We start from the raw sequence: 26,476 nt of genomic DNA, 5'->3' as shown, positions 1-26,476 counted from the left end.
GTCAGGTCCCTCAGACGTGGGCAAAGGACCAGATGGCGGGCACCAGGCTCACCAGGGTTATCCCGGCCAGCAGACGCTCGCGCAGGCTGAGCCGCTGATCCGCCCCGAGCTGACGGCGACTGTAGAGAAACAGCAGCAGACCCGGCCCGTAGAGCAGCAAGGAGAGCAGCAGATACTCCACCCCGGCGGCATAGAGCAGCCAGAGACCGTAACCGCTCGACACCAGCGCCACCGCCCGCACCAGGCCATTGCCCTCTCCACTCAAGGAGAGCTTGAGCAGGAAGAGGCCGATCAACAGGTAGGGCACCAGGATCATGGAGGTGGAGATGAGCAGCAGGTTGGTGTACCCCTTGCCGAGCAGCCACACCAGCAACAGGCAGCCCTGCACCGTCAGGCTGGTGAGCCAGAGCGACGCTATGGGGGTGCCGTTGCGGTTCTGGCGCCGGAAGATGGCGGGAAACGCGCCGTGTCGCGCCGCACTGAAGGGCACCTCGGCCGAGAACAGGGTCCAGCTCACGTAGGAGGCGAGCACCGAGACGATGAGACCGACACTGATCAGCACCTTGCCCCAGGAGCCCGTCATCTGGGCCATCAGCCCCGCCATGGAGGGGTTGGGCAGGGCCGCGAGCTCGGGGCGACTCAATATCCCCAGCGCCAGCACCGAGATGAGCACATAGAGCAGCAGCGCCAGCACCACCCCGAGCACAGTGGCCGTGCCCACGTCCCGCTTGTTTCTCGCCCGGGCCGAGAGCACCGCCGCCCCCTCGATGCCGGTGAAGACCCAGAGGGTGATGAGCATGGTGTTGCGCACCTGCTCGGAGACCGGCACCGCCAGGGTGCTGCCCTGCTGATCCGCCGCGAAGGTGACCGGATCGAACCAGTAGCAGGCGAACAGGATGAACAGCAGCAGTGGCAGGCTCTTGGCCAGGGTCGCCACCAGGTTGAACAGGGCCGCCTGCTGCACGCCGCGGGCCACCAGCAGGTGCACCGCCCAGAGGATGCAGGACTCGCCGATGAAGGCGGCCAGGGTGTTGCCCTCGCCAAACCAGACATTGTCAGGGGTATCGACGAAACTGCCCAGCGCCGCGAAGGCGATCACCAGATAGCCCACCACCCCTATGGTGGCACACAGCCAATAACCCCAGGCGGAGAAGAAGCCCACCAGATCGCCAAAGCCGGCGCGGGCATAGCTGTAGATGCCGCCATCGAGATCCGGTCTGAGCCGCGACAGATAGAGGAAGCTCGCGGCCAGGGCCAGAATACCCACCCCGGTCACGCCCCAGCCGATCAGCACGGCGCGAGCACCGGCCACCTCGGCCATGTTCTGGGGCAGGCTGAAGATCCCCGCCCCCACCATGGAGCTGAACACCAGGGCAGTGAGAGACCAGAGGCCTATCTTGCTCTCTTTCATGGGCTCTCCTTAACGCAGCCGGCTGGCCAGCGCCTCAATGTGTTCCGGGCCTATGCCGCAGCAGCCGCCGATGAGGGAAGCACCGGCACCGCGCCAGCGCTCGGCCCAGCCAAGGTAATCCAACGGCCCCAGATCGCCGCGGATCTCGTCCAGGCCGTCGTTGGCGGTGGCTTCCTTGGGCTGGGGCGGGAAGGCGTTGGCATAGGCGCCGAGGCGAACGTCGGTGCGCCCCAGGGCCTGCAATGCGGCGCCGGCCACCTTGAGCGCCCCTTCGATCACCTCGGGCTGGCAGCAGTTGAACAGGATGGCGTCCACCCCGACCGCCACCAACGCGGCCACGGCATCCTCCACCCGCTCGCCAGAGCGCAGGGTGGGTTCGCTCCCCGGCGCCTCGTCCTCCAGGGTGAAGGAGACCCAGAACGGCTTGCCATCGCCTGGCAGCAGAGCCTTGAGGGCCAGCGGCTCGGCGATGAGGCTCATGGTCTCCGCCAGCCAGAGATCCACATGGGGGGAGAGCGCCCGAATAAGCGGGGTCGCCAGCTCGCTCACCCGTTCTGCCTGATACAGATCGGCGCGGTAGGAGCCAAACAGCGGTGGCAGTGAACCGGCCACCTGCACCGCGCCCCCCTGATCGTCGGCTACCTCCCGCGCCAGCTGGCCGGCCAGCGCCGCCAGTCTCTCCCCCTCGGCGGCGAAACGCTCAGCACCGATATGAAACGGCACCAGGGCATAGCTGTTGGTGGTGATGACCCGGGCACCGCTCGCCGCATAGGCCTGATGCACCTCACGCACCGTCTCTGGCGCCTCCATCAGGGCCAGGGCCGACCACTCCGGCTGGCGAAACGGTGCGCCCCGCCGTGCCAACTCACGCCCCATGCCGCCATCCAGTACCCACAAATCCTTTGTATCCATCTCTGTCTCTCTGCGTGTCCCCGTCATGACGGGTGTTTATTGTGTGAAAAGACATTAAGCCGTCAAAACATCTAGACGGCTATATGTCCTATACATCATGGCGCAAAGCAGAGGGAGAGGCAATCGGGAACTAGGAACAAATCCGGGCAAGCTCAGGATGACAGTGGCAAAGGGAAGCCCCTCGTCCTCGCCACCCTGGGCCCCGGTCCATGGGCCTGAATGACAAGAGGCCACCCCGGGGGGTGGCCTCTTGTGAAGCATGATGGGCTGGCGACTCAGCGCCCTGCCAGTACCCGCTTGGTCTGCTTGACCCAGTCGGAGACGCGCCCCTGCTGGGGATAGCCTTGCCAGATCTGCTCCCACTGGGCCGGACTCAAGGGGCGGCCCAGCCGGCGCTGCACCCCGGCATAGAGGTAATCGTGGGCCGTGGTACGGGCCTGGGCCGAGGTGAGGAACTTGGCCACAGGATCGGTCAGGCGCACGTCCCGCATGCCGAGCAAGGGGTAATCGCTGTGTACCGCCGCCAGCATGGTCTCACGCATGGCCGACTCGATGTAGCCACGGGCGAACAGGGCGGTCACCGATTCCAGCGATCCTTGATCCGGGCCATGGTACTCCTCATCGAACACCGGACTGGGTTCCGCCACGGCACTCTGCACCACGGCATCGGGGTCCGGTTGCGGCACCACCGCCACAGCCTTGGGGGCGGCTGGCTTGGGGGCGGCGGCGGGTTTGCGGGGCGCGCTCTGGCTGCAGGCCCCCAGCGCAAGGGCAAGCGCCACGCAGGCGAGCGCACGGGAATAAGACGGCATCTTCATGACTCCTTGGTAACTTCCTTTCACGATTCCAGGGCGGGTTTCTCGGCCAGCACAGGCTCCACCCGGGTGACCAGCAGCTGATCGATCTTGTAGCTGTCGATGTCCACCACTTCGAACTTGTAGCCCGCGTATTTCACCGAATCGGTACGCTTGGGGATCTTGCGCAGCATGAACATGATGAAACCGGCGATGGTCTCGTAGTTCTGACTCTCCGGGAACTCCTCGATGTCGAAGGCCCGCATCACGTCGGAGATGGGGGTCACCCCGTCCACCAGCCAGGAGTTCTCGTCCCGCTGGACGATCTGCTCTTCCACCACGTGAGTGGCCCACTCCCCCATGACGGTGCTCATCAGGTCGTTCATGGTGACGATGCCCACCACCAGGGCGTACTCGTTCATCACCACGGCGAAATCACCGCGATGGTTCTTGAAGTACTCCATCGCCTCGTAGAGGTTCAGGGTGTCGGGGATGATGATGACGCTCTGCACCAGGGATCCGCTGTTGAGATCAATGCTCTGGCCGCTGATGACGCGGATCAGCAGCTCCTTGGCGTCCACGAACCCCTTGATGCTGTCGAGGTTGTGGTCGCACACCAGGAACTTGTTGTGGGGATGCTCGGCAATCTTGGCCTTGATGCTCTCCTCCCCCTCTTGCAGGGTGAAGTAGATGAGGCTTTCGCGCGCCGTCATGGCGGAGGTGACGCCAAGGGACTGCAGCTCGAACACGTTCTCGATGAGCTGGTGCTCCTCGCGCTGGATGACGCCGGCCTCGGCGCCCGCATCCATCACCGCATAGATGTCGTCCGAGGTAATCTCGTCGTTGCGCACCATGGAGACCCGCAGCAGGCGGAACAGGGCGTTGGCCAGACCGTTGAAGAACCACACCAGCGGCATCAGCAGGGTCACGCACAGCAGCATGGGGCGTACTACCACCACGGCGATCCGCTCCGGCATGGTCATGGCAAGACGCTTGGGCATCAGATCGGCGATCAGGATAAACATGCCGGTGACGAACACGAAGGAGGCCGCAGAGCTTATCTGGCCGAGCCAGGGGCCCTGATAGAAGCCAGCAACGAACTGCTTGATGGCGGGGTTCAGGGCGGATTCGCCCAGGATGCCGCCCAGGATGGCGACGGTATTGAGGCCAATCTGCACCACGGTAAAGAAATTACCCGGCTGGGCCTGCAGCGCCAGCACTTTTTCGGCATGGCGATTGCCCTCGTCGGCCATCACCTGCAACTTGATCTTGCGGGAGGCGGCGAGAGAGATCTCGGAAAGCGAGAAGAACACACTGCCGGCGACCAGCAGCATCAGAAAGAACAAACTATCGGCAAAACTCATGATTAACCTATTGCGACAGCCGCCTTAGCACAAGACGGCAAACTGGGCCCGGGAAACCGGACCGTGACTCCATCCGGGACTCACACAGGGGCAATATTCTAGCAGAAAAGCGCCCCGTGGGGCGCGTTATCTTAAGCCGCCCCCCAATGCAATAAAAAAGGCGCTCAACGCGCCTTTTTATTCATCGTGGATTCAATGCTTGCCGAGCAGGTCGCTCAGTTCATCCGCCTTGGTGTGGCGTACGTCTTTGCCCTTGACGTAGTAGACGATGTATTCGCAGATGTGCTGGCAGCGATCGCCGACCCGCTCGATGGCACGCGCCGCCCACAGGACGTTGAGTACCTGAGGGATGGTGCGGGGATCTTCCATCATGTAGGTCATCAGCTCGCGGATGATGGACTCGTACTCCCGGTCCACCTTGTCGTCTTCCTTGTAGACGGTGATGGCCGCCTCCAGATCCATGCGGGCGAAGGCGTCGAGCACGTCGTGCAGCATCTTGATGGTGCGACGGCCCATGTTCTCGAGCGACACCAACGGCGGCTGCGGCTTGTTGGCGTTGTCGGTCAGCATGCGGGCTATCTTGTCCGCCACATCGCCGATGCGCTCCAGATCCGTGATGGTCTTGATGATGGCCATCACCAGCCGCAGGTCGGACGCGGTAGGCTGGCGCTTGGCGATGATGCGGGTGCACTCCTCGTCGATGGCCACTTCCATGGCGTTGACCTTGTGGTCGTTGGCCACTATCTTGCGCGCCGCATCCAGATCCTGGATGTGAATGGCGGAGATGGCATCGGTCAGCTGCTGCTCCACCAGACCGCCCATCACCAGCACCTGGTTGCGCACGTTCTCGAGCTCGGCATTGAACTGACCGGAGATGTGTTTATTGAGGTTCATATTGTCCATACAAATAATCCTTGTTGCTCCGATTATGCCTTAGCCGTTGAACCGACCGCCAATCTGTTTCTTGTGGTTCATGTCAGTCATCCTCATCTCTTAGCCGTAACGACCGGTGATGTAGTCCTCGGTCTTCTTCTTGGCCGGGGTGGTGAAGATGGTGTTGGTGTTCGAGTACTCGATAAGCTCGCCCATGTACATGAAGGCGGTCTGATCCGACACCCGCGCCGCCTGCTGCATGTTGTGGGTGACGATGACCACGGTGAATTGACTCTTGAGCTCGTTGATCAGCTCCTCGATGGTGAGGGTGGAGATGGGGTCGAGCGCCGAAGTCGGTTCATCGAGCAACAGCACTTCCGGCTCGATGGCGATGGCACGGGCGATCACCAGACGCTGCTGCTGACCACCTGAGAGGCCGAACGCGTTGTCGTGCAGGCGATCCTTCACCTCTTCCCACAGGGCCGCGCCGCGCAGGGAGCGCTCGGCGGCCTCGTCCAGGGTGCGTCTGTCGTTGATGCCCTGCAGGCGCAGGCCATAGACCACGTTCTCGTAGATGGATTTCGGGAAGGGGTTCGGGCGCTGGAACACCATGCCCACCTGACGGCGCAGGGCGGAGACATCCACGCTCTTGTCATAGATGTTGTGACCGTGCAGCTGGATCTCCCCCTCGATGCGGCAGATCTCCACCAGATCGTTCATCCGGTTGATGCAGCGCAGCAGGGTGGACTTGCCACAACCGGACGGGCCGATAAAGGCGGTGACCTGGCCTTTGGGGATCTTCATGTTGACGTTGAACAGCGCCTGCTTGTTGCCGTAGTACAGGTTGAGATCCTTGACCTCAAGGGCAGTCTGCTCCGGGCTCAGGTTGAGCAGGTCCAGTGCGGTATGCTGGGTCGAAGTCGGTGTTACGTTGATCATCTGTTACCTCAAATTCTCTTTGTGGCGGCGGGCACTCTCGTTGCCCGCGGCCTGAACGCTTGGCTGGCAGGGAACCCTGTTCCCGGCCCGTCTCTGTGGTAGCTGGTCTATCAATGCTCCAGCGACCGGAATTTCTCGCGCAGGTGGTTACGAATGCCGATGGCCGTCAGGTTGAGGCCCACGATCACCGTCACCAGCAGGAAGGAGGTAGCGTAGACCAGGGGCCGCGCCGCCTCGACGTTCGGGCTCTGGAAGCCAACGTCATAGATGTGGAAGCCCAGGTGCATGAACTTGCGCTCCACGTGCAGGTACGGGAAGTTGCCATCCATCGGCAACGTGGGAGCAAGCTTCACCACCCCTACCAGCATCAGCGGCGCCACTTCACCGGCCGCCCGGGCGATGGCCAGGATGAGGCCGGTCATGATGGCCGGGCTCGCCATGGGCAGCACGATGCGCCACAGAGTCTCGGCCTGAGTGGCACCCAGTGCCAGCGAGCCCTGACGAATGGTGCTCGGGATCCGCGCCAGCCCCTCTTCGGTGGAGACGATCACCACCGGCAGGGTCAGAATGGCCAGGGTCAGCGCCGACCAGATGACGCCGGGTGAGCCAAAGGTCGGGCTCGGCAGCGCTTCCGGGTAGAACAGCTGGTCCAAGGAACCACCGAGCGTGTAGACGAAGAAGCCCAGACCGAAGACGCCGTAGACGATGGAGGGGACACCCGCCAGGTTGATCACCGCGATGCGGATGATCTTGGTCAGGCTGTTCTTGCCCGCGTACTCGTGCAGGTAGACAGCGGCCACTACCCCAAGGGGTGTCACTATGATGGCCATCAGCAACACCATGAAGACGGTACCGAAGATGGCCGGGAAGACGCCACCCTCGGTGTTGGCCTCACGGGGATCGTCGGAGACGAACTTGCCAATCTGATGGAACCAGTGACCGACCTTGGCGGGCAGGCTCATGTCGTTGGGCCAGACCACGTCCAGCACCTTGGACATGGGCATGGTCACCTGCTCGCCACGCATGTCCTTGACCGTGATGGCGTCTCTGTCCGCCTGGGCACGCAGGGAGAAGAGTTCCTTCTCCAGCACCTGATAGCGATCGTTCAGGGCCTGGCGCTGCGCGGCGAGATCCGCCTTGAGCGCGTCGGTCAGCTCCCCTTCCAGCTCCGCCTTGCGCTCCTTGAGGCGCAACTTCTCGAGCTGATAGTTGATGCTGCCGATGTCACCCTTTTGCAGATCGTTGGCCTGCTCCGACAGGGCGTTGGCTCGGGCCAGCACCCGCTGCAAGGCTGGATGCATATCCTGGGTCAGCTCGCGGCCATCCTCTTTCACCGAAGTGATGTAACCGTAGAAGTTGCCGTTGGTGGTGCGCTCGACCATGGCGAGCTCGGCCGGCTGGGTACGGGACTTGATGTCGGTCTCAAGCACCCAGCGAAAATCGAGGTCGACAAACTCGCGGTTGCCGGTCTTGACCAGATAGCGGGTCAGCAGCTCGCGCTCCTCCCCCTCCAGCGCCTGGCCTGCGGCGCGCAGCCGCTCCACCGGCACCAGCTCGCGGTCGTTGATCTCGCCGATCAGCACGCTCTTGTTGCCGCTGGCGTCCTCAAGCTGCCACTCATAGATGGGGTGCGGCCAGAAATAGACCAGACCGCGCCAGCCGATCAGCAACAGCAGACCCAGTACGGCCACCAGACTCAGGCTGACGGCGCCCCCCGTCATCCAGATCCAGGGGGCCCCCGATTTAAACCACTTACCCATTGTCGATTCCTTAGTCCTTACAGAGAGCTGTACTTTTCACGCAACCGCTGACGGATGAACTCGGCCAGGGTGTTGAACATAAAGGTGAATACGAAGAGGACGAAGGCCGCGAGGAAGAGCACCCGGTAGTGGGAGCTGCCCACTTCCGACTCCGGCATCTCCACCGCGATGTTCGCCGCCAGGGTACGCAGCCCCTGGAACATGGAGAAGTCCATGATGGGGGTGTTGCCGGTCGCCATCAGCACTATCATGGTCTCGCCCACGGCGCGGCCAAGGCCCATCATCACCGCAGAGAAGATGCCCGGACTCGCGGTCAGGATCACCACCCGGCTCAGGGTCTGCCAGGGGGTTGCCCCGAGCGCCAGCGAGCCCTGGGTCAGATGCTTGGGCACCGAGAAGACCGCATCTTCGGCGATGGAGAAGATGGTGGGTATGACGGCGAAGCCCATGGCGATACCGACCACCAGTGAGTTGCGCTGGTCAAACTTGATGCCCATCTCGTGGGTCAGCCAGATGCGCGAATCGCCGTGCATGAAGGCATTCTCGATGAGCGGGCTCAAGGCGAAGGCACCCCAGCCAATCAGCAACAGCACCGGGATCAGCAGGATGGCGTGCCAGCCCTCCGGCAACCAGGCGCGACTGCGCTCCGGCAGGTAGTTCCACACCAGGGCGGTGAGCAACATGCCCATCGGTAGCAGCAGCAGCAGCAGGATCACCCCTGGCAGCGCCCCCTCGATGATGGGTGCCAGCCACAGACCCGCCAGGAAGCCGAGGATGACGGTCGGCAGCGCCGCCATGATCTCAACCGTCGGCTTGACGTATTTGCGCAGGCCCGCCGACATGAAGTAGGCGGTGTAGATGGCACCGGCGACACCGAGCGGCACCGCAAACAGCATGGCGTAGAAGGAGGCCTTGAGGGTCCCGAACACCAGGGGTACCAGGCTCAGCTTGGCTTCGAAGTCGTTGCTGGCGGAGGTGGACTGCCACACATACATGGGCTCGGGATAGCCTTCGTACCACACCTGTTGCCACAGGGCCGACCAGGTCACCTCAGGGTGATCGTTTTCCACGTCAAATATCTTCAAGGTGTCGCCCTGCTGGGTCAGCAACAGGTTGTGACGGGGAGAGATGGCCAGGGCCGCCAGGGCGCCGCCTTCTATGGTCTCACCGAGCAGCTTGGCCTCGCCGGTGGCGTGGAAGAAGTTGATGGTGCCGTCTTTGGCTGCGCTGATGAAGCCCTTGCGGAAATGCTCCGGGGTCAGCAGCGCGACCGGGCCGTCGCCCTTGAAGTCACGGATCTGGGTAAACTCACGCTTGCCATCCTTAGCCACCTCGAACCACTGGGAGATGACGCCATTGTCATTACCCACCAGCAGGGAGGAGGCGCCGGAGAGCAGGGCCACCTGGGTCACGTCGGCGTTGGGAGCATTGATCTCCATGACGTCGCGCAGGGAGATGTCGCTCAGGTTGTGGATGTCATAGACCGACAGGCGATTGCCTTCGCGCACGAACAAGATGCGCAGGTTGGGAGTCAGCAGCATCTGATCCACGTGACGCGGCAGGGAAGGAATGGCGTAGTTTTGGCTGCTCCACTCGACTTCCCCGGAGAGGAAGTTCTCCTCACCGCTCATTACCGTCATCACGCCACGGCCATCTTCGGTCACCGCGGCGGTGGCCATCTTGTCCTTGGTCGCCTCGAACACTATGCGGGTCAGCGCCTTGCCCAGGGGATCTATCACCACAGGCTCTTCGCCGAAGGGATATTGCAGGCTGGGCTCGATGACACGCACGTCATTCGGATAGGAGACCTTGAAAGAGGGCTGCACCACAATGGCCTTGCCATCGGCAAAGCCATAGGCGATGAGCTTCTGGCCCGGTGCCGGCACGGCGACGGCGGTGACGTCACCGGTGACACCGGTCTGACCCAGCACCTGGCCCACCTTGACGTTATCATCCGCCTTGATGGCGAAGAAGCTGACCTGACCCTGGTCGTTGAAGCGATACCCTATCTCGTTTTGTTCCTCGACACCGAGCCATGCCGTCTTGCCCTGCATCGGCAGGGTAAAGGAGGAGGTTGCCTCTACGCTGGCGCCATTGAAGATGGGTTTCACCACATAGAGCAGGTAGAAGAAGATAAGCAGCAGCGCCACCAGTACCAGGGCTCCCCCTGTGGTGACGCCGTATTTGGCCAATTTATCCTTGATCCGGCGTTTTCTACTGCCCGCCATGACCAGGTTTAACGATTCCGATGACATGCAAGACCTCAATGTGAGCTAGGCTTGGCGGCATTATATGGCGGTTGCATGACAGTTTTGTTACATCAAGAGCCTCTGTGAAGAGGTTATTTCGAGGGGGATTCAGGTGGGAGATCAAAGGCAAGCAGCAGTGCCAACCCTATGTTTTATATATGAATATGTGAATAATTTCGGGACGGGGCAAGACGATGCCCCTTGCCCACCTCAGAAAGCCTGGCCACCACTTTGTTTCAGCGCCTCTCTGGCCGCCTTCTTCTCGGCGCGGCGCCGCCTGAAGAAGTCCGATAACTGGGCCGAACACGCCTCTGCCAGCACACCGCCCGTCAGCTCGACGCTGTGGTTGTGGCGCGGGTCCTGCAAAATCTCGAACACCGAGCCCGCAGCCCCGGTCTTGAGATCGCGGGCCCCGTAAACCACCCGCTTCACCCGGCTGTGGATGAGGGCGCCGGCACACATGCAGCAGGGCTCCAGGGTCACATAGAGGGTGGTGTCGAGCAGCCGGTAGTTCTCCAGCGTGATACCGGCAGCACGGATCGCCATGATCTCCGCATGGGCGCAGGCGTCATGGGCACTGATGGAGCGGTTCCACCCCTCGCCAACCACCTCGTCCCCCAGCACCAGCACGGCACCGACCGGGATTTCGCCTATCCCTTCCGCCCTGGCCGCCAGGGCCATGGCATGACGCATCCAGTGCTCGTCCTGCTCACTCTGGCTTACCGGTTCTGTGACGTCTGATGATTTCACACCCTGTTCCTCTCTCTGACGGGTTGCTAGCGTTTACTTGCGGCTTATTGTCTGCCGGTCATTGGCAACAATCGGATAGACCAGCAAAGAAGCTTGATGCCGGAATCCCCTGGCAATACGGGGCGGCGATTATGCCAAAACTCCCGCCAGGGCCCAAGTCGCATCTTGATTGAACAATAAAGAAGCAATCGGCATCTCCCTGATAAAAAAGGAGTTGCACCCTCCTGGCCATCCTATTAGACTCCTTTCCCGTCAGCCGAGTCTGACTCCGTCGGTGTGTAGCGCAGCCAGGTAGCGCATCTGCATGGGGTGTAGAGGGTCGGAGGTTCGAATCCTCTCACACCGACCATTTTCCCCGAGAATAGCCCAGTCAAACGACTGGGCTATTTTTTTGTCTGTTGCCTCCCTTCCCTCTGGCATGCCTCCTTCTTGTCCCATCTCACCACCTTGCATCGGGGCGGTGACGGAATAAATTTTATACAGAACCACTTGAAGCTTTCACAAAGTCCCGCTAGGATACGCAACTTTTCCGCCGGCCATCAGACAGGGAGGTGGCATCAGGGTGAGGGAATCACCAACCGGCTTGCAATCCATTGAGGCAAGCACCCATGACCCAGACTATTGACACTCAGCCCGATCAGCCCCTTATCTCCTCACCTCATTCCGAACTCGAATCCACCGACGCCAGCCTCGGCGGTACAGTGCATCTCGACGTGATCGATCTCGCCGCGCCTGATGATGACTACTGAGGTAGATCTGGCCCTGCCCCTCTCCAACACCGCGGATGAAAGGCCGGTTTTGCTGTCCGGCACCCCATCTCGTCCCGGCTAAAAAGCCGCCAACAAAAATAACCATAAAATGCTGATAACCATCTATTAATTGGTGTTATTCACTACTAAGCTCCCCTTCATCCTCCTCTCCCCTGCTCCCGCCCCTTGATACAAACCTACGTTATTGCTCGTCATTTCCATCACTCGCCTCCTAACGCCTCCGTTTCGCAAGATTCACTCTTTCAGTTTTAAACGGTAGTTCACCTATCAATAGCCTCGCACGCCAGATGCTGGCTGTATTGACTGCAGGTATTTCATACAGCTGTTTTCACAAAGCCTGGAGTAAGGTCGGGATTTGTTTTTGCATTGGTAATTTTATTACGCAATTAATTACATTTTCGATGTGCCATACCCGGCTCATTCATCCCCCCTGACGGCTCCGTCAATCGAGAGCATAACCATCTGCGTAGAGCTTTTATGCTAATCTTATAAATACTTTAAAAACATAAACTTAAACACCAACCAAAAACACCCGTTTTAAAAATCAAGTTGACGAACCAAGCATTATTTTGCACCTTATGAGTCGTGTTACCCCGCTGTTACGGGGAGAGGAATATAGACGTTAGTCGTAGTTAGTAAGTTCAAAATGTAACTTTCAAAGGAGTGAAACCTATGTCGGCACCGGCCCAGACCATCAGCAGCACCCGTCTGCATATCCAAGGCGAGATGCTTCCCGATTACGCGCAGATCCTGACGCCGGATGCGGTGGCCCTGGTATCCGAACTGGTGGAACGCTTCGCTCCTCAGCGCAATGAGCTGCTGAAACAACGGGTGGCCCGCCAGGCCCGCATCGATGGCGGCGAGTTGCCGGACTTCCTGCCCGAAACCGCCCACATCCGCGAAGGCAGCTGGACAGTGCGTCGCATTCCCGCCGATCTGCAGGACCGCCGTGTGGAGATCACCGGTCCGGTCGAGCGCAAGATGGTGATCAACGCCCTCAACGCCAATGTAAAAGTGTTCATGGCGGACTTCGAGGACTCACTGGCGCCGGCCTGGAACAAGGTGATCGAGGGGCAAATCAACCTGCGCGATGCGGTCAACGGTACCGTCTCCTACACCAGCCCGGAAGGGAAGGCTTACAACCTGAACGCCGATCCGGCCGTCCTCATCTGCCGGGTCCGTGGTCTGCACCTGCCGGAAAAACACGTCACCTTCGATGGTGCGCCCATCCCGGGCGGCCTGTTCGACTTTGCACTCTACTTCCTGCACAACCATCAGGCGCTGCTGGCCAAGGGGTCAGGTCCCTACTTCTACCTGCCCAAGTTGCAGAGCCATCTGGAAGGGCGTTGGTGGAGCGAGGTGTTCGCCTGGACCGAGGACAGGTTCGGTCTGCCCCGCGGCACCATCAAGGCCACCGTGCTGATCGAAACCCTGCCGGCGGTGTTCGAAATGGACGAGCTGCTCTATCAGATGAAGGATCACATAGTTGCGCTGAACTGCGGCCGCTGGGACTACATCTTCAGCTACATCAAGACTTTGAAGAACCACCCTGACCGTGTCCTGCCGGACCGCCAGGTGGTGACCATGGACAAGCCCTTCCTCTCTGCCTACTCGCGCCTGCTGATCAAGACCTGTCACAAACGCGGCGCCCTGGCCATGGGTGGCATGGCGGCCTTCATTCCGGCCAAAGATCCGGCAGTGAACGCCGAGGTCTTCGCCAAGGTGAAAGCGGACAAGGAGCGTGAAGCCAACAACGGCCACGACGGCACCTGGGTTGCCCACCCCGGCCTCGCCGATACCGCCATGGCGGTGTTCAACGCCGCCATCCCAGCTGGCGCCAAAAACCAGCTCGGCGTGCTGCGCGAGCAGGATGTTCCCATCACGGCGGCGGATCTGCTGGCCCCCTGCGAGGGCGAGCGTACCGAGGCTGGTATGCGCACCAATATCCGGGTCGCCCTGCAATACCTGGAGGCCTGGATCAACGGCAACGGCTGCGTACCCATCTACGGCCTGATGGAAGACGCCGCCACCGCCGAAATATCCCGCACCTCCATCTGGCAGTGGATACGACACGGCAAGAGCCTGTCGAACGGCAAGGTGGTGACCAAAGCGCTGTTCCGCCAGATGCTGGCCGAGGAGCAGGAGGTGGTCAAAGCAGAGGTGGGCGATGCCCGCTGGCAGGCGGGGCGCTTTGCCGAGGCAGGCGAGTTGATGGAGCAGATCACCTGCGCCGACACTCTGATCGATTTTCTGACGCTGCCCGGATACGAGCGGCTCTGAATCACGGGCCCCGGGCGGGGCTCGCCAATAACAAGTCAATGGAAACGTGAAATCAATGAAAGAGGGAACTGATATGGCACTGACCCGTGAGCAACAGATCCAGGCTATCGAGAAAGACTGGGCGGAAAACCCCCGCTGGAAAGGGATCAAACGCGGCTACAGCGCCGAAGACGTGGTGAACCTGCGTGGCAGCCTGCAGCCAGCACACACCCTGGCCCAGCGTGGCGCCGACAAGCTGTGGGAGCTGATCCACGGCGGCGCCAAGAAGGGCTACGTCAACTGCCTCGGCGCCCTGACCGGCGGCCAGGCGGTGCAGCAGGCCAAGGCGGGCATAGAGGCCATCTACCTCTCCGGCTGGCAGGTGGCGGCGGACAACAACTTGTCCTCCACCATGTATCCGGATCAGTCCCTCTACCCGGCAAATTCGGTACCGTCCGTGGTGGAGCGCATCAACAACTCCTTCGCCCGTGCCGACCAGATCCAGTGGGCCAACAAGGTTGGGCCGCAGGACGAAGGCTTCATCGATTACTTCCTGCCGATCGTGGCGGATGCCGAAGCCGGTTTTGGCGGCGTGCTGAACGCCTTCGAGCTGATGAAGGGGATGATTGAAGCGGGCGCCGCCGGCGTGCACTTCGAAGATCAGCTCGCCTCCGTCAAGAAGTGCGGCCACATGGGTGGCAAGGTGCTGGTACCGAGTCAGGAAGCGGTACAAAAGCTGATCGCAGCCCGTCTGGCGGCCGACGTCTGCGGCACCACTACGCTGGTTATCGCCCGTACCGACGCCAACGCTGCCGACCTGCTGACCACGGACGCCGATCCCTACGATGCCGGCTTCCTGACTGGCGAGCGTACCGCCGAGGGCTTCTACAAGGTGCAGGCCGGCATCGAGCAGGCTATCTCCCGCGGCCTGGCCTACGCCCCTTACGCCGACATGGTGTGGTGTGAAACCGCCAAGCCGGATCTGGACGAGGCGCGCCAGTTCGCCGAAGCCATCAAGGCCCAGTACCCGGACAAGATCCTAGCCTACAACTGCTCCCCGAGCTTCAACTGGAAGAAGAACCTGGACGATGCCACCATCGCCCACTTCCAGCAGGAGCTGTCCGACATGGGCTACAAGTACCAGTTCATCACCCTCGCGGGCATCCACAACATGTGGTTCCACATGTACGAGCTGGCCTACCAGTACGCCCGCGGCGAAGGGATGAAGCACTACGTCGAAATGGTGCAGCAGCCCGAGTTTGCGGCCGCCGAGCGTGGCTACACCTTCGTGGCGCACCAGCAGGAAGTGGGCACGGGTTACTTCGACAAGGTGACCACCGTCATTCAGGGTGGCCAATCCTCGGTGACCGCCCTGACCGGTTCCACCGAAGAAGATCAGTTCCACTGATAGACAGTGCCCCTTGAAATGACAAAACCCCGGCCATCAGCCGGGGTTTATTTTTGTCTGTTTTTCAGGGCAAGCGAACAAACTCCACAGGACTACAACTCGAGGATCTCTTTGACAAAGGGGATGGTGAGCTTGCGTTTGGCGCGAAAGGAGGCGTTGTCAAGCTGATTGAGGGTGGCGAGCAGGGTGCGCATATCGCGGGACAAGCGGTTGAGCAGGAAGCGACCCACGTCGATGGGCAGTTTGAAGCCCCGCAGCTCGGCACGCAGCTGCAGGGCACTGAGCTTGCCTTCATCATCGAGCTCGTCGAGATGGAAACTCACCCCCCAATCGAGGCGGGAGGCGAGATCCGGCAGTTGCAGCCCCAGCTTGCGCGGGGCGCTGCAGCCGGTGACCACCAGGGTGCCCTCGCCTTTCTCTTTCCAGCGATTGTAAAAATCGAACAGGGCCCGCTCCCACACGGTATTGCCAGCAATGACTTCGAGACTGTCGAGACAGACCAGCGGCAGGCTTTCAAGGGCGTCGAGCATGCTGGGATCCAGTTGCTCGAACTGATCGAGGGAGAGATAGGCGGCAGCGGCGTCGCGGGCATTGACCTCGGCGCAGGTAGCGTGCAGCAGGTGGGAGCGTCCGGAGCCCTTGGCTCCCCAGAAATAGAGGAAAGGAGCGCCCTGACCGATGGCCGCATTCTTGAGGGCGGTGATCAGATGGGCGTTGTTGCCGGGATAGAAACTGACGAAGGTTTCATCATCCGGTAATTGTACGGCTAAAGACAGTTGGGCCGGTTGCTTCACTCGTTGGGCTTTGACTGTGATATTTGCGCCCAAGTGTATCATTGCAATGGCAGATAGAGAACCGCCCGGGTCATGCCGGGCGGTTGGGATAAGCAGAAAGCGTCAGGGCTGCGACCATTGATAACGCAGACCGCTCTCGTTGTCTTCGATCTAGCACTGCTGGCTCTCGAGCTGGAGAACCGCACAGACTCTTCATGCCAGGCGGTTGGGATAAGCAGAAAGCGTCAGGGCTGCGACCACTGGTAACGCAGACCGCTCTCGTTGTCTTCGATCTGGTGCAGGCGACTCTCCAGTTGCAGGCCCCTTACCAGCTCGGCCTTGTCTCCCTGAAGCGACAGGTTGAAGGTGACCTTGTCCCCCTCCAGCTTGCCGATCGCCACCTTGGTGACGCTGGCCATGCCCTGCAGCATCTTCTGTATCTGGATCATGCCATCGATGCCGGCAAGCCCCTCCACCACCAGAGTCTGGCTGGAGGCGACCCCGGACAGGCGAGTGCCGTACTGTTGTACCAGCCAGCCCGCCAGGGTATCGGCCATGCCCTGTGCCACCTCGGCCTGCGTGCCTGAGCCGGCTCCCTTGGTCAGCTCGGTCAGCTCTGCGCCGCCCTGGGCTCCCGGCTTGGTGCCATAGAGCCCCCAGTCGATGCTCCACTTCTCCCCTTCCGGCGTCAGCTTGCCCAGCACCACCATCTCGGCGCCATAGCGCTCGCTCGCCTTGAGGATGGGGTCGGCGAAGCGGCCCCAGACATCGGTGGCGCTGACCGCCATGTTGTCATCGAGATCCATCAGCGGGATGCTGACCGGCAATCCCATGGCCTGGGCCTGGCCGCGCAGGGCGGCGGACCAGCCGTCGCTGGACTGATCCGGCAATATGCGGCGCTCCCCTTCATCTATTACCAGCCAGAGTGCCATTTGCGGGCGGACGGGCCCGAGCAGGGGGAACTTGCTCTGGCCTACCAGGGCATTGACCTTGGCCACATTGAAATCGGCCTTGAGAAACTTGACCGGTCCCACATCCTGATAGCCGTAGTGCTGCACATAGTCACCGGGCGCCGCCAGCGCCTTGGCCACCTCGGGCTGGGTGAGAATGTCGCGCCTGCCGGTCACCTTGACGAGCACCTCCCCCAGTGCCTGGGACTGGGCGGCCGTCATGTCGCCGCTGGTCGGCGCCTTGCCCTGATAGAGGTCGGTCACCTGGGCAGCCGACACCATGAGTGGCAGACAACAGAGGAGAGTCGCTAAGCGTTTCAGCATAAAGAAGATTCTCGAAATGGGGGATGCTGCTTATGGTAGCGGCAAGGCGCGCATGGCAGCAAGCCGGAGGGCGGGATAAACGACGGAGCCGGCAAGGTGCCGGCTCCGTTTGCGCTCTTTCAAAGAGAGCGGCTATGGCGTCAGGGGTTACTTGGTGCCGAAGATCTTGTCGCCGGCATCCCCCAGACCCGGGACTATGTAGCCCTTCTCGTTCAGTCCCTGATCGATGGAGGCACAGAACAGCTCCACGTCGGGGTGAGCGGCTTCCAGCGCCTTGATCCCTTCCGGGGCGGCAACCAGCACCAGCACCTTGATGGACTGGCAGCCTTTCTTCTTCAGCAGATCGATGGTGGCAATCATGGAGCCGCCGGTGGCCAGCATGGGGTCGATGACCAGGGCCAGACGCTCTTCGATGTTGCTGACGATCTTCTCGAAATAGGGAACCGGCTGCAGGGTCTCTTCATCACGGTAGATGCCGACCACGCTGACGCGGGCACTCGGCATGTGCTCGAGCACACCATCCATCATGCCAAGACCGGCGCGCAGGATAGGCACGACGGTGACCTTCTTGCCCTTGATCTGGTCAACTTCCACTGGCCCGTTCCAGCCATCGATGGTAACTTTCTCGGTTTCGAAGTCAGAGGTCGCTTCGTAGGTCAACAGACTGCCCACTTCCTTGGCCAGTTCACGGAAACGCTTGGTGCTGATGTCGCCTTCGCGCATCAGGCCGATCTTGTGCTTGACCAGGGGGTGTTTGACTTCAACGACTTTCATTATTATCTCCTCGAACCGGCGCCAAAAAATCGCGGAATCATACAACAAAAGCCGCGGCTTGTAGAGCATTTCTGCGCAAAAACGCGCAAACGATTTTCTTTCTGCTTTTACCCGCCCACTGGTAGAATACGCCCCGAATTTTACCCTCCACTTCTCTATATGACGGGGAATACGCGTGACTGACAAAACCTCACTGAGCTACAAGGATGCTGGCGTAGATATCGATGCCGGCAATGCACTGGTTGAACGTATCAAGGGCGTGTCAAAGCGCACTCGTCGTCCTGAAGTCCTTGGTGGTCTTGGCGGCTTTGGGGCCCTGTGTCAAATCCCTGCTGGCTACAAGGAGCCGGTACTGGTCTCCGGTACCGACGGTGTGGGCACCAAGCTGCGTCTGGCCATCGATCTGAAGAAGCACGATACCGTGGGCATCGATCTGGTGGCCATGTGCGTCAATGACCTCATCGTGCAAGGCGCCGAGCCCCTGTTCTTCCTCGACTACTATGCCACCGGCAAGCTGGATGTGGACACCGCCGCCGCCGTGGTCACCGGCATAGGTGCAGGCTGCGAGCAGTCCGGCTGCGCCCTGGTGGGCGGCGAGACCGCCGAAATGCCTGGCATGTATGAAGGGGAAGACTACGACATCGCCGGTTTCTGCGTCGGTGTGGTGGAGAAGAGCGAGATCATCGACGGCAGCAAGGTCGGCGAAGGGGATGCCCTGATCGCCCTGGCCGCAAGCGGTCCCCACTCCAACGGCTTCTCCCTGGTGCGCAAGATCCTGGAAGTCTCCAAGGCCGATGTGCATCAGCCGCTGGGTGAGACCACCTTGGCCAACGCCCTGCTGGAGCCGACCCGCATCTATGTGAAGCCGGTGCTCAAGCTCATCAAGGAGTGCGAGATCCACGCCCTGTCCCACATCACGGGTGGCGGCTTCTGGGAGAACATCCCCCGCGTGCTGCCCGCCAATACCCAGGCGGTGATCGACGAGCAGAGCTGGCAGTGGCCGGCGGTGTTCAGCTGGCTGCAGCAGGCTGGCAACGTCACCCATCACGAGATGTACCGCACCTTCAACTGCGGTGTCGGCATGATCATCGCCCTGCCGGCGGATCAGCTGGACAAGGCGCTGGCCCTGCTCAAGGCCGAAGGCGAGAACGCCTGGCACATAGGCCACATCGCCAAGGCGGCCGATGGCGAAGAACAAGTCATCATAAAATGACCTCCCCCATGAAACGGATCCTGGTGCTGATCTCCGGCAACGGCAGCAACCTGCAGACCATTCTCGACCACTGCGCCAGCGGCAAGGTTGCCGGTGAAGTGGTCGGCGTCATCAGCAACAGGGCCGATGCCTATGGTCTGGTTCGCGCCAAAGAAGCCGGAGTGGCGACAGCCATCCTGGCCCAGCAGCAGTTTGCCAGCCGGGCGGAGTATGACGTCGCCCTGCTGGCGCTGATGGATGACTATCAGCCGGATCTGGTGGTACTGGCCGGTTTTATGCGGATCCTGAGCGCCGATCTGGTGCGTCACTTCGCCGGGCGGATGATAAACATCCACCCCTCGTTGCTGCCGAAATACCAGGGGCTGCACACCCACCAGCGCGCCATCGACGATGGGGAGCGCGAGCACGGCGCCAGCGTCCACTTCGTCACCGAGGAGCTGGACGGCGGCCCTGTTATCCTGCAGGCTCGCGTCCCCATCTTCGAAGGGGACAGTACCGACGAGGTGGCTGCCCGGGTGCAGGTCCAGGAGCACAGCATCTACCCCCTGGTGGTGCAGTGGTTCTGCGAGGGACGGCTCAAGATGCAGGAGGGCGCAGCCCTGCTGGATGACCTCCTGCTCGGCCCCGCGGGCTATGCCAGCGAGTGACCGCTGCTCGCTGCATGCAAAATGTAACAAGGGAGGCTTTGGCCTCCCTTGTCATTTCTGCATATCGACGCCATGACATGCATTCATGTCAGATGACACCGCCATGCGGCTAATCGACCCTATACCGGATTGTCGATATCGATAAAGGTCACCTCCAGCCCGTGCACGGTGGCGAGCCACTCCCCCAGCGCCTTGACGCCGTAACGCTCGGTGGCGTGATGACCAGCTGCGTAGAAGTGCATGCCCATCTCGCGAGCGGTGTGGATGGTCTGCTCTGAAGCCTCACCCGAAATGAAGGCATCGATCCCCTGCTCGGCCGCTTGGTTGATATAGCTCTGACCGCCGCCGGTGCACCAGGCCACTGAGCTGATGAGCTCGGGGCCGCTGTCGCCGCAATGGAGCGGCTCGCGACCGAGCCGCTCGGCAATCAGTTTGGCAAAGTCAGCTCCGCTCATGGGCTCTTCCAGCTTGCCCACCATGGCCACGCTCTTGCTGTTCCAGGGCTCCAGGCCGCGGCGCACCTTGATGCCGAGCAGCCTGGCGAGCTGGGCGTTGTTGCCCACCTCGGGGTGCACGTCCAGCGGCAGGTGGTAGGCGAAGAGGTTGATGTCGTGGGTCAGCAGGGTCTTGAGACGGCGCTGCTTCATGCCGGTGATCTGGGGCGGTTCCCCGCTCCAGAAGTAGCCGTGATGGACCAGGATGGCATCGGCATCCAGGGCCACGGCCGCATCGATCAGGGCCTGGCTGGCGGTGACGCCGGTGACCACCCGGCGAATGCGCTCGCGCCCCTCCACCTGCAGCCCGTTGGGACAGTAGTCCTTGATGGCATGAGGCTCGAGCAGGTGATTGAGCACGGTTTCCAGTTTGCGATGAGAGATCATAGGAGTCCCTTGTAAAGGCGCTGCTCCCCCTTGTCTGCGATCAGGCTCTTGTCTGCAGTCACAACGGGGCCCAGGCTCATGATGCCGAGGGCCCCATGATAATCGAGCCGGGCCGGCAAGGCCATGACACCGGCAACCGGTGCTAGGCGGGCAGCTCTATGCCGGCGTCACGCATCTGGGCCAGCTTGTAGCGCAGGGTGCGCGGGCTGATGCCGAGCTTGTCGGCCACCGCCTTGCGGCTGCCGTTGCACTCCTGCAGGGTGTCCAGGATGATCTGGTGCTCCTGCTGCTTGAGCTCGCCCCCCAGCCCCTCCCCCGACAGACGTTCGAGGGGGCGCACCAGCTCCTCGTCCGTCTCCTCCAGGATCAGATGCTCGCAATCGATGAGACCATCGGGGCAGAGGATCAGGGCCCGTTGTACCACATTGTCCAGCTCGCGCACGTTGCCGGGCCAGGGGTGGGTCAGCAGGCGTTCGCGCGCCGCATCGGCCAGCTGCGGTGTCGGCAGCCCCTGCTGACTGGCATGCAGCGCCAGCAGGTGCTCCGCCAGGGGCAGTATGTCGCCGGGCCGCTCCCAGAGGGAGGTCCAGCGCAGGGGGAAGACGTTGAGACGGTAGTAGAGATCTTCACGAAACAGGCCGTCCTGCACCGCTTTCTTCAGATCCCGGTTGCTGGTGGCGATGACCCGCACGTCCAGCGGGATCATCTTGCGGCTGCCGAGCCGCTCCACCTCTTTCTCCTGCAATACTCGCAGCAGCTTGGCCTGCAGCCCCAGATCCATCTCGGTGATCTCGTCGAGCAGCAGTGTGCCGCCCTGGGCCTGCTCGAACTTGCCGGGGCACCCCTGCACGGCGCCGGTGAAGGCCCCCTTCTCGTAGCCGAACAGGGTCGCCTCCAGCATGTTTTCCGGAATGGCGGCGCAGTTGATGGCGACGAAGGCCTGCTCGGCCCGGCTGGAGTTGTCGTGGATGTAGCGGGCCAGCACCTCTTTGCCCGTCCCGCTCGGGCCTGTCACCATGACGGTGGCCTCGCTTCTGGCGACCCGGGTCGCTAGCTGGAACAGCTCGGCGGTCCTGGGATCCCCGTACACCACGGCGCGCTTCTCCACCTTCTGGGCCGGCACATAGCGGCTGACCTGGTTGAGCAGCACCTCGGGGGAAAACGGCTTGGCCAGATAGTCGATGGCCCCTTCGCGCATGGCGCGCACGGCCCCGTCGATGTTGGCGTAGGCGGTCATCAGGAGCACAGGTACCTGGGGGTATTGCTGGCGGATGTTGGCCAGCAGGGTGAGGCCGTCCATGCCTCCCATCTGGATGTCAGAGATCACCATGTCAAAGCGTTGGCGAGAGAGCGCCAGCAGGGCCCGCTCGCCGCTGTCCACCTCGCGGCACTCGTAACCGCCGAGCAGCAGGGTATCTACCAGCGCCTCGCGCAGGCCGTTGTCGTCTTCCACCACCAGAATACGGGCCTGGGTCATGCCACACCTCCAACCACGGGCCCGCAGGCCTTGCACCACAGGGACAAGATGGGATTCATGCTACACCTCCAAGCTGCACCGCTTGCTGATGCAGGGGGAACGACAGGGTAAAACAGGTTCCTTCTCCGGGGACCGAGGCCACGCTGACCTCCCCCTGATGGGCACGCACCACGGATTGCACCACGGCAAGCCCGAGGCCTGTGCCCTGGGAGCGGGTGGTGAAGAAGGGTTCGAAGATCTGGTTGAGCAGCTGGGCAGGCATCCCCTTGCCATTGTCGAGGACGCGCATCTCTACCCGGTTACCGCTGCGCACCGCGCTCACCAGGAGCGAATCGGCCCCGGCCTGCCGGGCGTTGGCGATCAGGTTGTTGATGGCACCGGCCAGCGCACTGCTGTTGGCGAGCAGGCAGAGATCCGGCTCAGGCGCCTCCATGTGCAGCGCGCAGCCCTGCTGCTGGCAGAAGGCCTCGGCACCGGCCTGCACTTCCGCCAGCAGCCCCTGTACCGAGACAGGAGCCACCACCTGGTTGTCGCCGTTGCGGGCAAACAGCAGTATGTCGTTTATCTGCTTCTCGAGATCCTGCAAGCGAGCCATCAACTTTTGCTGGAACTGGGTGCGGGATTCCGGTTTCAAGGTGCGGTTCGCGAGGTTGGCCGCATAGAGCATGGCGGCGGAGAGGGGGGTGCGGATCTGGTGCGCGAGAGAGGCCGCCATGTTGCCCAGGGCCGACAACCGCTTCATGTGGTTGACCCTGTCCTGCAACTGGCGCGTCTCGGTGAGATCCGTGATGAATACCAGCTGGCCGGGCTGATCCGGCAGCGGCTGGGTGGAGAGTTGCACCCGGCGACCGTCCCGCAGGGAGATCTCGTGGCCATCGTCTTCCCTGGGCTGGAAACAGCGGGCAATGATCTGGCGCCAGGCCTGCCCCTCCAGCGGCTCCCCCAGCAGGGTCAGGGCAGCTGGGTTGGCGCGAGTGATCCGCCCCTCCCCATCGAGCAGCAGCACGCCGGTCGGCAGTGCCGTGAAGATGGCATAAAGCTGACTCACTTCGTGTGACTGGAGCGGGTTGTCCTGCTGCGAGATTGTCATAAAGCTGACCTCAAACTGGCGATTGGGTCAGCTTATTCAATTTCCATGCCAGTAAATTATTTGTTATATATCAATATCTTGACCATATCCGTCAAAGCATTGACCTCAATTGTCCTTGCTCATGCCGTATTTTTTCATCTTCTCCACCAGCGTGGTGCGGCGCATGCTCAGCAGATCGGCGGCGCGGGCCACCACCCCGTCCTGGGACTCCAGGGCCTGGCGGATCAACTCCACCTCGAGATCCGCCAGCATCTCCTTGAGATTGAGCCCCTCCTGGGGTAGCTGCATGGGCAGCGGCACCGCAAGGCCGGGATCCAGCACGGGGGGGGTCTGGAACACGGCGGCCAGGGCATCCCGCTCATCCATCTCGGTGAGCCGCTCGTCCCTGGGCTCGCTTGGCAGCAGACGGTAGCGACCGGGCAGGTCCGCCACGTCGATGATCTGGTTCGGGTAGAGGATCAGCAGCCGCTCGATGAGGTTCGACAACTCCCGCACGTTGCCAGGCCAGGGGTACTGCATCAGGGACTCCATGGCCCGCTGGGTCAGGCGGATGATCCCCCTGTGCTGCTCCCCATGGCGGTTGAGCAGCTCCTGCAAAAGCAGGGGAATATCGTCGCAACGCTCGCGCAGGGGCGGCGTCTCGATGGGGAATACGTTGAGGCGATAGTAGAGATCTTCGCGAAAACCCTGGGTGCGGATCATCGCCTCCAGATCCCGGTGGGTCGCCGCAATGATACGCACATCGGCCTGGATGGGCTTGCCGCCACCGACCCTGTCGAACAGTCGCTCCTGCAGCACCCGCAGCAACTTGACCTGCATCGGCAGCGGCATGTCACCAATCTCGTCGAGGAACAGGGTCCCCCCCTGGGCCAGCTCGAAGCGGCCGCGACGGGCGGCGATGGCGCCGGTGAAGGCCCCTTTCTCGTGGCCGAACAACTCGCTCTCCAGGAGCTCCGCCGGAATGGCGCCGCAGTTGATGGGCACGAAGGGGCCGGCGCTGCGGGCAGAGAGCTCGTGGATGGCGCGGGCCACCACCTCCTTGCCGGTCCCGGATTCCCCCAGGATCAGCACGTTGGCGTCTGTCTGTGCCACCTGGCCGATGAGGCGGCGCACCTCCTGGATCCCACGCCCCTTGCCCACCAGCAGTCGCAACAGGGTCTGGCCCTTGTCGTGCACCTGCTGGCGGGGATGGAGGGAGATGAAGGCCTGACAGAAGTGCAGGTGGCGCGTCAGGGACTCATAGGTATAGGGCTCGTCGCTGCCACCGATGAAGTTGCTGTTGGGGTGATCCGCCTGCATCAGGGAGAGGAACGGGATGCGGGGGAAGGCGGCCAGCAGCTCGCCGAGGGAGCGCTCAAGCAGCTTGCCCGTCAGGACCCCTTGCAGCGGGCCGGAAGTCTCGATGGCCACATCCAGATCGGCTTCCACCACCTCCTGCCAGGGGATCCCCATGAAGGAGAGCACAGTTCCCAGTTGCTGACGCCGCTGTTCATCGGCATCAACGATCAACACCCCCATAGCCATCATATTTATCTTCCTTACACACCTGACGCCAAGTTATTGTTTTTTAAGTGCTTATGATAATGAGCTATGCACTGTGTTATAGGGTGCACAAAGTGCCAAAATTCTGGCGGTTTGTCAAAACTTGTCGCGCTTGGCGCGGCCCGGGCGGGATGGGGATCACACTCGGACAGCCGCTGTCGGCCAAGTGGAAACCGGTGCGGGAGAACGCAAGGCGCCGACCGCAGCCGGCGCCAGAGCGGGGATCAGTGCCTGGCCTGCTCCTGGGGGGCGGCGTAACGGCACTCGGGGAAACGGCTGCAGGCCAGGAACAGACGGCCGGCATGGGGACCCTTCTTCGCTTCCCGGGCCACCAGGGGCGCCGCGCAGCGGGGGCAATGGGGCACAGAGGCGGAGGCCTCCTCCTCTTCATCCGGGCCGATGAAGGGGTTGTCCATCAGCACCGGCCCCTGCTCGTCAGGCTGGGGCGGCTCGGCCTGTGGCGCCCTGGGCATGCGCCCCCCGTGGTGGGATGCACTCAAGTCCACACCATCGAGCAGCAAGGGGTTGAAGGTCGGCTCGCGACGCTCCCCCGGCAACAGCTCCTCCACCGGGAGACTCATCTTGACCAGCAGGGGCAACAACTGCTCGCGCAGTTCCTCGACCTGGTAATGGCTGCTGGCCGGGATCTGCAGCAGAGGCAGGCCCGCACTGTCACAGGCGGACTTCAGGAAGAGATCCCGCACCTTGCGCTTTTGGTGGCGATGGGCGCTGTCATCGAGTTCGACGGCGCACAGGAAGGAGAGATCCGTCGGGTGGCAGAGCAGATAGTCAAAGCGCTTGGCGCTGATCATGTCGAACGCCTGCTGCCATTTGCCTTTGCCCAGCCGCGCCTGTGGGGTCAGCACATCCGCCACCCTGACCTTGGCAAAGACCCGGGCCTGGTCGCCGACCGCCAGATCCAGCACCCCGAGGAAGGCGCGCTCCGCCGGGCTGAACAGGGTCTCCTGCAGCTCATAGGGCTCGGCCTTGCCCCTCTTGCTCCTGCGCCAGAGGATCACCAGCAGGAGCAGCACCAACAACACGGATCCCGATACGACAAGGCTATTCATAAACACATACCCCGTTCACAAGACATATCCAGTTCATCAAACACGAAGGGGCAACACTCTACCACGGGGGAACCTCGGCAGGCAGAGCTGAAATCAACGCCGCTCCGGCATTCGCGTTTTTTCACTAAATTTGCGTGAGGCGGGCTTCATATGGCCTGTCGCAGCAGGCACAATGCTAGAGCCTATGGACGTTTCGGCGCACAGAAGATACCGCAACGGTCGCGGCGAAACGTCAACTGACCCCAG

22 protein-coding genes and 1 tRNA gene are annotated in these 26,476 nt (G+C 61.8%); 6 read left to right on the top strand and 17 right to left on the bottom strand.

Going from position 1 to position 26,476, the window contains the following annotated elements; translation table 11 throughout:
• Positions 1 to 10: 10 nt before the first annotated feature.
• From KI797_RS07285 to tadA, 9 genes are all read right to left on the bottom strand, one after another.
• Positions 11 to 1,411 carry a basic amino acid/polyamine antiporter gene (locus KI797_RS07285; RefSeq protein ID WP_226172286.1) on the bottom strand — a complete coding sequence of 467 codons (1,401 nt, stop codon included), beginning with the start codon at positions 1,409 to 1,411 and terminating at the stop codon, positions 11 to 13.
• A 9-nt stretch (positions 1,412 to 1,420) separates the two neighbouring features.
• Positions 1,421 to 2,323, bottom strand: coding sequence for a homocysteine S-methyltransferase family protein (locus tag KI797_RS07280; protein ID WP_171276422.1), 903 nt, complete (start codon positions 2,321 to 2,323; stop codon positions 1,421 to 1,423).
• 275 nt (positions 2,324 to 2,598) lie between these two features.
• Entirely contained in the window at positions 2,599 to 3,141 is a 543-nt protein-coding gene (locus KI797_RS07275) for a hypothetical protein (RefSeq protein WP_161507019.1), read from the bottom strand.
• Positions 3,142 to 3,161: 20 nt separating this feature from the next.
• Positions 3,162 to 4,481, bottom strand: a complete 1,320-nt coding sequence (locus tag KI797_RS07270) for a hemolysin family protein (RefSeq protein ID WP_041206040.1) — start codon at positions 4,479 to 4,481, stop codon at positions 3,162 to 3,164.
• 192 nt (positions 4,482 to 4,673) lie between these two features.
• Positions 4,674 to 5,384 carry a phosphate signaling complex protein PhoU gene (phoU, locus tag KI797_RS07265; RefSeq protein WP_139751100.1) on the bottom strand — a complete coding sequence of 237 codons (711 nt, stop codon included), beginning with the start codon at positions 5,382 to 5,384 and terminating at the stop codon, positions 4,674 to 4,676.
• A gap of 90 nt (positions 5,385 to 5,474) precedes the next feature.
• Positions 5,475 to 6,293, bottom strand: coding sequence for a phosphate ABC transporter ATP-binding protein PstB (gene pstB / locus KI797_RS07260; protein WP_005328825.1), 819 nt, complete (start codon positions 6,291 to 6,293; stop codon positions 5,475 to 5,477).
• Positions 6,294 to 6,403: 110 nt separating this feature from the next.
• Positions 6,404 to 8,053, bottom strand: a complete 1,650-nt coding sequence (gene pstA / locus KI797_RS07255; protein WP_139751098.1) for a phosphate ABC transporter permease PstA — start codon at positions 8,051 to 8,053, stop codon at positions 6,404 to 6,406.
• Between the two features lie 17 nt (positions 8,054 to 8,070).
• A complete protein-coding gene (locus tag KI797_RS07250) occupies positions 8,071 to 10,308 on the bottom strand; it encodes an ABC transporter permease subunit (protein ID WP_226172284.1) in 2,238 nt (745 codons plus the stop codon).
• A gap of 204 nt (positions 10,309 to 10,512) precedes the next feature.
• A complete protein-coding gene (tadA, locus tag KI797_RS07245) occupies positions 10,513 to 11,052 on the bottom strand; it encodes a tRNA adenosine(34) deaminase TadA (protein WP_226172282.1) in 540 nt (179 codons plus the stop codon).
• 272 nt (positions 11,053 to 11,324) lie between these two features.
• On the opposite strand from tadA, the gene KI797_RS07240 reads away from it, so the two are divergent.
• The 4 genes from KI797_RS07240 (at position 11,325) to aceA (ending at position 15,489) form a co-directional block, all read left to right on the top strand.
• Positions 11,325 to 11,401, top strand: a tRNA-Pro gene (locus KI797_RS07240).
• Positions 11,402 to 11,660: 259 nt separating this feature from the next.
• A complete protein-coding gene (locus KI797_RS07235; protein WP_182788450.1) occupies positions 11,661 to 11,801 on the top strand; it encodes a hypothetical protein in 141 nt (46 codons plus the stop codon).
• Between the two features lie 693 nt (positions 11,802 to 12,494).
• Positions 12,495 to 14,102, top strand: coding sequence for a malate synthase A (gene aceB, locus KI797_RS07230; protein ID WP_226172280.1), 1,608 nt, complete (start codon positions 12,495 to 12,497; stop codon positions 14,100 to 14,102).
• Positions 14,103 to 14,175: 73 nt separating this feature from the next.
• Positions 14,176 to 15,489 (top strand): isocitrate lyase, encoded by a 1,314-nt coding sequence (aceA, locus tag KI797_RS07225; RefSeq protein ID WP_226172279.1) that lies wholly within the window; start codon positions 14,176 to 14,178, stop codon positions 15,487 to 15,489.
• Positions 15,490 to 15,581: 92 nt separating this feature from the next.
• Here the strand turns inward: aceA and hda are convergent, their stop codons facing one another.
• The 3 genes from hda to upp form a co-directional block, all read right to left on the bottom strand.
• On the bottom strand, positions 15,582 to 16,283 hold the full coding sequence (gene hda, locus KI797_RS07220; protein ID WP_226172277.1) for a DnaA inactivator Hda: 702 nt from the start codon (positions 16,281 to 16,283) through the stop codon (positions 15,582 to 15,584).
• Between the two features lie 224 nt (positions 16,284 to 16,507).
• Complete coding sequence (locus KI797_RS07215) at positions 16,508 to 17,536, bottom strand: DUF2066 domain-containing protein (RefSeq protein WP_226172275.1); 1,029 nt, start codon at positions 17,534 to 17,536, stop codon at positions 16,508 to 16,510.
• 147 nt (positions 17,537 to 17,683) lie between these two features.
• Entirely contained in the window at positions 17,684 to 18,310 is a 627-nt protein-coding gene (gene upp, locus KI797_RS07210) for a uracil phosphoribosyltransferase (RefSeq protein ID WP_005302745.1), read from the bottom strand.
• A gap of 175 nt (positions 18,311 to 18,485) precedes the next feature.
• On the opposite strand from upp, the gene purM reads away from it, so the two are divergent.
• Both purM and purN read left to right on the top strand, forming a co-directional pair.
• Positions 18,486 to 19,523: a phosphoribosylformylglycinamidine cyclo-ligase gene (gene purM / locus KI797_RS07205; protein WP_226172274.1), complete on the top strand. Its 1,038-nt coding sequence runs from the start codon at positions 18,486 to 18,488 to the stop codon at positions 19,521 to 19,523.
• Positions 19,524 to 19,531: 8 nt separating this feature from the next.
• Entirely contained in the window at positions 19,532 to 20,170 is a 639-nt protein-coding gene (purN, locus tag KI797_RS07200) for a phosphoribosylglycinamide formyltransferase (protein ID WP_226172272.1), read from the top strand.
• Positions 20,171 to 20,289: 119 nt separating this feature from the next.
• Here purN and KI797_RS07195 read toward each other — a convergent pair whose 3' ends face one another.
• The 5 genes from KI797_RS07195 to KI797_RS07175 form a co-directional block, all read right to left on the bottom strand.
• Positions 20,290 to 21,051, bottom strand: a complete 762-nt coding sequence (locus tag KI797_RS07195) for a Nif3-like dinuclear metal center hexameric protein (protein ID WP_226172269.1) — start codon at positions 21,049 to 21,051, stop codon at positions 20,290 to 20,292.
• A 142-nt stretch (positions 21,052 to 21,193) separates the two neighbouring features.
• Entirely contained in the window at positions 21,194 to 22,528 is a 1,335-nt protein-coding gene (locus KI797_RS07190) for a sigma-54-dependent transcriptional regulator (protein ID WP_226172267.1), read from the bottom strand.
• 55 nt (positions 22,529 to 22,583) lie between these two features.
• Entirely contained in the window at positions 22,584 to 23,618 is a 1,035-nt protein-coding gene (locus KI797_RS07185; RefSeq protein WP_043128822.1) for a sensor histidine kinase, read from the bottom strand.
• A 105-nt stretch (positions 23,619 to 23,723) separates the two neighbouring features.
• A complete protein-coding gene (locus KI797_RS07180) occupies positions 23,724 to 25,145 on the bottom strand; it encodes a sigma-54 dependent transcriptional regulator (RefSeq protein WP_226172265.1) in 1,422 nt (473 codons plus the stop codon).
• A 239-nt stretch (positions 25,146 to 25,384) separates the two neighbouring features.
• Entirely contained in the window at positions 25,385 to 26,230 is an 846-nt protein-coding gene (locus KI797_RS07175) for a DUF2726 domain-containing protein (RefSeq protein WP_226172263.1), read from the bottom strand.
• Positions 26,231 to 26,476: the final 246 nt, after the last annotated feature.

Source organism: Aeromonas media (assembly GCF_020423125.1).
Lineage (GTDB): Bacteria > Pseudomonadota > Gammaproteobacteria > Enterobacterales > Aeromonadaceae > Aeromonas > Aeromonas media.
This window is presented reverse-complemented; position numbering and strand designations above follow the sequence as displayed.

What these genes read in the sequence shown, in the direction of transcription:
- KI797_RS07285 (WP_226172286.1), bottom strand. Translation starts at nt 1,411, where the DNA reads ATGAAAGAGAGCAAGATAGGCCTCTGGTCTCTCACTGCCCTGGTGTTC.
- KI797_RS07280 (WP_171276422.1), bottom strand. Translation starts at nt 2,323, where the DNA reads ATGGATACAAAGGATTTGTGGGTACTGGATGGCGGCATGGGGCGTGAG.
- KI797_RS07275 (WP_161507019.1), bottom strand. Translation starts at nt 3,141, where the DNA reads ATGAAGATGCCGTCTTATTCCCGTGCGCTCGCCTGCGTGGCGCTTGCC.
- KI797_RS07270 (WP_041206040.1), bottom strand. Translation starts at nt 4,481, where the DNA reads ATGAGTTTTGCCGATAGTTTGTTCTTTCTGATGCTGCTGGTCGCCGGC.
- phoU (WP_139751100.1), bottom strand. Translation starts at nt 5,384, where the DNA reads ATGGACAATATGAACCTCAATAAACACATCTCCGGTCAGTTCAATGCC.
- pstB (WP_005328825.1), bottom strand. Translation starts at nt 6,293, where the DNA reads ATGATCAACGTAACACCGACTTCGACCCAGCATACCGCACTGGACCTG.
- pstA (WP_139751098.1), bottom strand. Translation starts at nt 8,053, where the DNA reads ATGGGTAAGTGGTTTAAATCGGGGGCCCCCTGGATCTGGATGACGGGG.
- KI797_RS07250 (WP_226172284.1), bottom strand. Translation starts at nt 10,308, where the DNA reads ATGTCATCGGAATCGTTAAACCTGGTCATGGCGGGCAGTAGAAAACGC.
- KI797_RS07235 (WP_182788450.1), top strand. Translation starts at nt 11,661, where the DNA reads ATGACCCAGACTATTGACACTCAGCCCGATCAGCCCCTTATCTCCTCA.
- aceB (WP_226172280.1), top strand. Translation starts at nt 12,495, where the DNA reads ATGTCGGCACCGGCCCAGACCATCAGCAGCACCCGTCTGCATATCCAA.
- aceA (WP_226172279.1), top strand. Translation starts at nt 14,176, where the DNA reads ATGGCACTGACCCGTGAGCAACAGATCCAGGCTATCGAGAAAGACTGG.
- KI797_RS07215 (WP_226172275.1), bottom strand. Translation starts at nt 17,536, where the DNA reads ATGCTGAAACGCTTAGCGACTCTCCTCTGTTGTCTGCCACTCATGGTG.
- upp (WP_005302745.1), bottom strand. Translation starts at nt 18,310, where the DNA reads ATGAAAGTCGTTGAAGTCAAACACCCCCTGGTCAAGCACAAGATCGGC.
- purN (WP_226172272.1), top strand. Translation starts at nt 19,532, where the DNA reads ATGAAACGGATCCTGGTGCTGATCTCCGGCAACGGCAGCAACCTGCAG.
- KI797_RS07195 (WP_226172269.1), bottom strand. Translation starts at nt 21,051, where the DNA reads ATGATCTCTCATCGCAAACTGGAAACCGTGCTCAATCACCTGCTCGAG.
- KI797_RS07190 (WP_226172267.1), bottom strand. Translation starts at nt 22,528, where the DNA reads ATGACCCAGGCCCGTATTCTGGTGGTGGAAGACGACAACGGCCTGCGC.
- KI797_RS07185 (WP_043128822.1), bottom strand. Translation starts at nt 23,618, where the DNA reads ATGACAATCTCGCAGCAGGACAACCCGCTCCAGTCACACGAAGTGAGT.
- KI797_RS07180 (WP_226172265.1), bottom strand. Translation starts at nt 25,145, where the DNA reads ATGATGGCTATGGGGGTGTTGATCGTTGATGCCGATGAACAGCGGCGT.
- KI797_RS07175 (WP_226172263.1), bottom strand. Translation starts at nt 26,230, where the DNA reads ATGAATAGCCTTGTCGTATCGGGATCCGTGTTGTTGGTGCTGCTCCTG.